Below are 2,513 nucleotides of genomic sequence, written 5' to 3' on the forward strand. Positions count from 1 at the left end.
GCCCGAGCTCGACGCGGCCCGTATACCGTTCCTCATGACCTTGCTGCACCAGACCGATCGGAGCGAGAATGCCTGACCGAATCCTCGAGTTCACCAACGACGGCTTCACCTTCCCGGTGACCGACGAGGGGCCGCTCGAAGGCGAGCCCGTCGTACTGCTGCACGGCTTCCCGCAGACGTCGAAGTCGTGGGATGCGGTGTGCGCGAAGCTCAACGAGGCCGGCTACCGGACGCTCAGGTTCGACCAGCGCGGTTACGCGCCGGCCGCGCGACCGACGGGACGTCGGCCATATCGGTTGAGCGCCCTGACCGGCGACGTCGCGGCACTCGTCGACGCGATCGGGTCGAAGGTGCATCTGGTCGGGCACGACTGGGGCTCCGCCGTCGCGTGGGCGACGGCCGCGAGCAGGCCGACGCTGCTGAAGTCGCTGACCGCCGTTTCAGTGGGGCATCCCGCGGCGTTCCAACGGTCGTTTCTCAGCAGCAATCAGGCACTCAAGTCGTACTACATGCTGCTGTTCAACATTCCGCGCCTGCCCGAAGTCGCCGTCCGTCGCATTCCCAAGCTGCTGCCCCGTTTCCTGGCCGCCGCAGGAATGGACAGCGAGGGGATCAAGCAGGTCCAGACCGACGTCGTCGATGCGGGCGCACTGACCGGCGGCCTCAACTGGTACCGCGCGATCGCGTTCCAGGACAAGGCGAGCAACGCGAAGGTATCGGTGCCGACGACGTACGTGTGGAGCACCGGCGACATCGCGCTGAGCCGCCGCGCTGCGGACCTCACCGAGCAGTACGTGACGGGGCCCTATCGGTTCGAGATCCTCGACGGCTCGCACTGGATTCCCGATCAGCAGCCGGATCGTCTGGCCGAACTGATCGCCGAGCGCATCAAGGAGAGCTGACGGGGCCAAGTACCCTGACCGCGTGCCCGATCTGCATCCCGGCGTCACCGCGCTGGCTCCTCTGCTTGGCACCTGGGCGGGCAAAGGCGCTGGCGAGTACCCCACCATCGAGCCGTTCGAGTACCTCGAAGAAGTGACGTTCGGCCACGTCGGAAAGCCGTTCCTGAGCTACGGCCAGCGGACCAAGGCCGTCGACGACGGCAGGCCGCTGCACGCCGAGACCGGCTATCTCCGCATGCCGGCTCCGGGACGCGTGGAGCTGATCCTCGCCCATCCGACGGGCATCACCGAGATCCTGGAGGGCACGCTGTCGGTGACCGGTTCCTCGATCGACATGGAGCTGACCGCGACGACCATCGGGCTGAGCGCGTCCGCCAAAGAGGTTGCGACGCTTGGGCGTTCCCTTCACATCGTCAGTGACCAGCTGACCTATACGATGCGCATGGGGGCCGTCGGCCAGCCGCTGCAGCACCATCTGTCCGCCACGCTCCACAGGCAGCAGGCATGACGGCAGACGGCAGAATCCGCGTCCCGTCCGACCTCGACGCCGTCACCACGGTCGCCGACGAAGATCACTCCGACGTCGACCCGGCGGCCATCGAGCGGATCTGGCAGACCACGCGGCACTGGTACGCCGCCGGGATGCATCCGGCGATCCAGGTGTGCCTGCGGGTCAAGGGGAAGGTCGTGCTGAACCGAGCAATCGGGCATGGCTGGGGCAACGGTCCCGAGGACTCGCCGGACGCCGAGAAGATCGTCGTCGGCACCGATACGCCGTTCTGCGTGTACTCGGCGGCCAAGATGATGTCGACGACGGTCGTCCACATGCTCGTCGAACGCGGGGTGTTCTCCCTCGACGATCGGGTCTGCGACTACCTGCCCACCTACACCAGCCACGGCAAGGACCGCACCACCATCCGGCACGTCATGACGCACAGCGCCGGCGTGCCCTTCGCGACGGGACCCAAGCCCGACCTCAAGCGCATGAACGACAGCGAGTACGCCCGCGAGATGCTCGGCAACCTGCGGCCCATCTACCCGCCGGGCCTGGTGCACGTCTATCACGCCGTCACCTGGGGTCCGCTGGTCCGGGAGATCGTCTCCGCCGCGACGGGAAAGGGCATCCGCGACATCCTCGCCGACGAGATCCTCGACCCGCTCGGCTTCCGCTGGACCAATTATGGCGTTGCGCCGCAGGACGTTCCGCTCGTAGCGCCGAGCCATCCAACCGGCAAGCCATTGCCCGCACCCATCGCGGCGGCCTTCCGCCTTGCGGTGGGCGGAACGATGCACCAGATCATCCCCTACAGCAATACCCCCCAATTTCTCACCGGCGTGGTCCCGTCGTCCAACGCCGTCTCCAACGCCGACGAGCTGTCCCGGTTCGCCGAAATACTGCGTCGCGGAGGCGAACTCGACGGAGTTCACGTCATGCGGCCGGACACCCTGCGAGCCGCAACGGCGCAGGCCCGCCGACTGCGTCCCGACGTCGCAACCGGCCTGATGCCGATCCGCTGGGGCACCGGATACATGCTCGGCTCCAAGCGATTCGGACCGTTCGGGCGTGACGAGCCCGCCGCGTTCGGCAACACCGGTCTGGTCGACATCGCT

General features: G+C 67.2%; 3 protein-coding genes. All 3 read left to right on the forward strand.

The window, feature by feature from the left end; genetic code table 11:
* Positions 1–68 precede the first annotated feature (68 nt).
* Positions 69–902, forward strand: a complete 834-nt coding sequence (locus QOD90_RS12055) for an alpha/beta fold hydrolase (RefSeq protein ID WP_526349921.1) — start codon at positions 69–71, stop codon at positions 900–902.
* A gap of 22 nt (positions 903–924) precedes the next feature.
* Positions 925–1,410 (forward strand): peroxynitrite isomerase, encoded by a 486-nt coding sequence (locus QOD90_RS12060; RefSeq protein ID WP_526349923.1) that lies wholly within the window; start codon positions 925–927, stop codon positions 1,408–1,410.
* Positions 1,407–2,513 (forward strand): lipase LipE (lipE, locus tag QOD90_RS12065; protein ID WP_526349925.1); only part of this gene is annotated, 1,107 nt, incomplete at its 3' end. The genes QOD90_RS12060 and lipE, both read left to right, overlap by 4 nt.

This window comes from Mycobacterium sp., assembly GCF_032161845.1.
Lineage (GTDB): Bacteria > Actinomycetota > Actinomycetes > Mycobacteriales > Mycobacteriaceae > Mycobacterium.

What these genes read in the sequence shown, in the direction of transcription:
- QOD90_RS12055 (WP_526349921.1), top strand. Translation starts at nt 69, where the DNA reads ATGCCTGACCGAATCCTCGAGTTCACCAACGACGGCTTCACCTTCCCG.